This is a genomic window from Cryobacterium sp. Y11, from assembly GCF_002929535.1.
Taxonomy (GTDB): Bacteria; Actinomycetota; Actinomycetes; order Actinomycetales; family Microbacteriaceae; genus Cryobacterium.
On sequence record NZ_PJJO01000023.1, the window covers coordinates 1 to 3,108 of the forward strand.

A 3,108-nucleotide genomic window follows, 5' to 3' on the forward strand; every position below is an offset into this window, starting at 1 on the left:
CGCATGGTGGATGCCTTGGCATCGAGAGCCGATGAAGGACGTGGGAGGCTGCGATATGCCTCGGGGAGCTGTCAACCGAGCGTGGATCCGAGGATTTCCGAATGGGGAAACCCAGCACGAGTGATGTCGTGCTACCCGCATCTGAATATATAGGGTGCGGGAGGGAACGCGGGGAAGTGAAACATCTCAGTACCCGTAGGAGGAGAAAACAATTGTGATTCCGCAAGTAGTGGCGAGCGAACGCGGAACAGGCTAAACCGCACGCATGGGTAACCGGGTAGGGGTTGTGTGTGCGGGGTTGTGGGAGGATATGTCTCAGCGCTACCCGGCTGAGAGGCAGTCAGAAAGTGTCGTGGTTAGCGGAAGTGGCCTGGGATGGTCTGCCGTAGACGGTGAGAGCCCGGTACGCGAAAACCCGGCACCTGCCTAGTATCAATTCCCGAGTAGCAGCGGGCCCGTGGAATCCGCTGTGAATCCGCCGGGACCACCCGGTAAGCCTAAATACTCCTCGATGACCGATAGCGGATTAGTACCGTGAGGGAATGGTGAAAAGTACCCCGGGAGGGGAGTGAAAGAGTACCTGAAACCGTGTGCCTACAATCCGTCAGAGCCTCCTTTTCCTCTCCGGAGGAGGGTGGTGATGGCGTGCCTTTTGAAGAATGAGCCTGCGAGTCAGGGACATGTCGCAAGGTTAACCCGTGTGGGGTAGCCGCAGCGAAAGCGAGTCTGAATAGGGCGACCCACACGCGCATACGCGCGTGTGAATAGTGGCGTGTTCTGGACCCGAAGCGGAGTGATCTACCCATGGCCAGGGTGAAGCGCGGGTAAGACCGCGTGGAGGCCCGAACCCACTTAGGTTGAAGACTGAGGGGATGAGCTGTGGGTAGGGGTGAAAGGCCAATCAAACTCCGTGATAGCTGGTTCTCCCCGAAATGCATTTAGGTGCAGCGTTGCGTGGTTCACCGCGGAGGTAGAGCTACTGGATGGCCGATGGGCCCTACTAGGTTACTGACGTCAGCCAAACTCCGAATGCCGTGGTGTAAAGCGTGGCAGTGAGACGGCGGGGGATAAGCTCCGTACGTCGAAAGGGAAACAGCCCAGATCGCCGGCTAAGGCCCCCAAGCGTGTGCTAAGTGGGAAAGGATGTGCAGTCGCAAAGACAACCAGGAGGTTGGCTTAGAAGCAGCCACCCTTGAAAGAGTGCGTAATAGCTCACTGGTCAAGTGATTGTGCGCCGATAATGTAGCGGGGCTCAAGCACACCGCCGAAGCCGCGGCACATCCACCTTGTGGTGGGTGTGGGTAGGGGAGCGTCCCTCATTCAGCGAAGCCACCGGGTGACCGGTGGTGGAGGGTGGGGGAGTGAGAATGCAGGCATGAGTAGCGACAAGGCAAGTGAGAACCTTGCCCGCCGAAAGACCAAGGGTTCCTGGGCCAGGCCAGTCCGCCCAGGGTGAGTCGGGACCTAAGGCGAGGCCGACAGGCGTAGTCGATGGACAACGGGTTGATATTCCCGTACCCGTGTGTGGGCGCCCGTGACGAATCAGCGGTACTAACCACCCAAAACCGGATCGATCACTCCCCTTCGGGGGTGTGGAGTTCTGGGGCTGCGTGGGAACTTCGCTGGTAGTAGTCAAGCGAAGGGGTGACGCAGGAAGGTAGCCGTACCAGTCAGTGGTAACACTGGGGCAAGCCGGTAGGGAGAGCGATAGGCAAATCCGTCGCTCACTAATCCTGAGAGGTGACGCATAGCCGGTTGAGGCGAATTCGGTGATCCTCTGCTGCCAAGAAAAGCCTCTAGCGAGCACACACACGGCCCGTACCCCAAACCGACACAGGTGGTCAGGTAGAGCATACCAAGGCGTACGAGATAACTATGGTTAAGGAACTCGGCAAAATGCCCCCGTAACTTCGGGAGAAGGGGGACCGGAATATCGTGAACACCCTTGCGGTGGGAGCGGGATCCGGTCGCAGAAACCAGTGAGGAGCGACTGTTTACTAAAAACACAGGTCCGTGCGAAGTCGCAAGACGATGTATACGGACTGACGCCTGCCCGGTGCTGGAAGGTTAAGAGGACCCGTTAACCCGCAAGGGTGAAGCGGAGAATTTAAGCCCCAGTAAACGGCGGTGGTAACTATAACCATCCTAAGGTAGCGAAATTCCTTGTCGGGTAAGTTCCGACCTGCACGAATGGCGTAACGACTTCTCAACTGTCTCAACCATAGACTCGGCGAAATTGCACTACGAGTAAAGATGCTCGTTACGCGCGGCAGGACGAAAAGACCCCGGGACCTTCACTACAACTTGGTATTGATGTTCGGTACGGTTTGTGTAGGATAGGTGGGAGACTGTGAAACCTCGACGCCAGTTGGGGCGGAGTCGTTGTTGAAATACCACTCTGATCGTATTGGGCATCTAACCTCGAACCCTGAATCGGGTTTAGGGACAGTGCCTGGCGGGTAGTTTAACTGGGGCGGTTGCCTCCTAAAATGTAACGGAGGCGCCCAAAGGTTCCCTCAACCTGGACGGCAATCAGGTGGCGAGTGTAAATGCACAAGGGAGCTTGACTGCGAGACTTACAAGTCAAGCAGGGACGAAAGTCGGGATTAGTGATCCGGCACCCCCGAGTGGAAGGGGTGTCGCTCAACGGATAAAAGGTACCCCGGGGATAACAGGCTGATCTTCCCCAAGAGTCCATATCGACGGGATGGTTTGGCACCTCGATGTCGGCTCGTCGCATCCTGGGGCTGGAGCAGGTCCCAAGGGTTGGGCTGTTCGCCCATTAAAGCGGCACGCGAGCTGGGTTTAGAACGTCGTGAGACAGTTCGGTCTCTATCCGCCGCGCGCGTCAGAAACTTGAGGAAACCTGTCCCTAGTACGAGAGGACCGGGACGGACGAACCTCTGGTGCACCAGTTGTCCCGCCAGGGGCACCGCTGGATAGCCACGTTCGGTCAGGATAACCGCTGAAAGCATCTAAGCGGGAAACCTTCTCCAAGATCAGGTTTCTCACCCACTTGGTGGGATAAGGCCCCCCGCAGAACACGGGTTCAATAGGTCAGACCTGGAAGCTCAGTAATGGGTGTAGGGAACTGGTGCTAACCGGCCG

General features: G+C 57.4%; 1 rRNA gene. It reads left to right on the top strand.

Features of this window, described 5'->3' with window-relative positions:
* Nucleotides 1-3,108 (top strand): 23S ribosomal RNA (locus tag CXY75_RS00255); the annotation flags it as partial.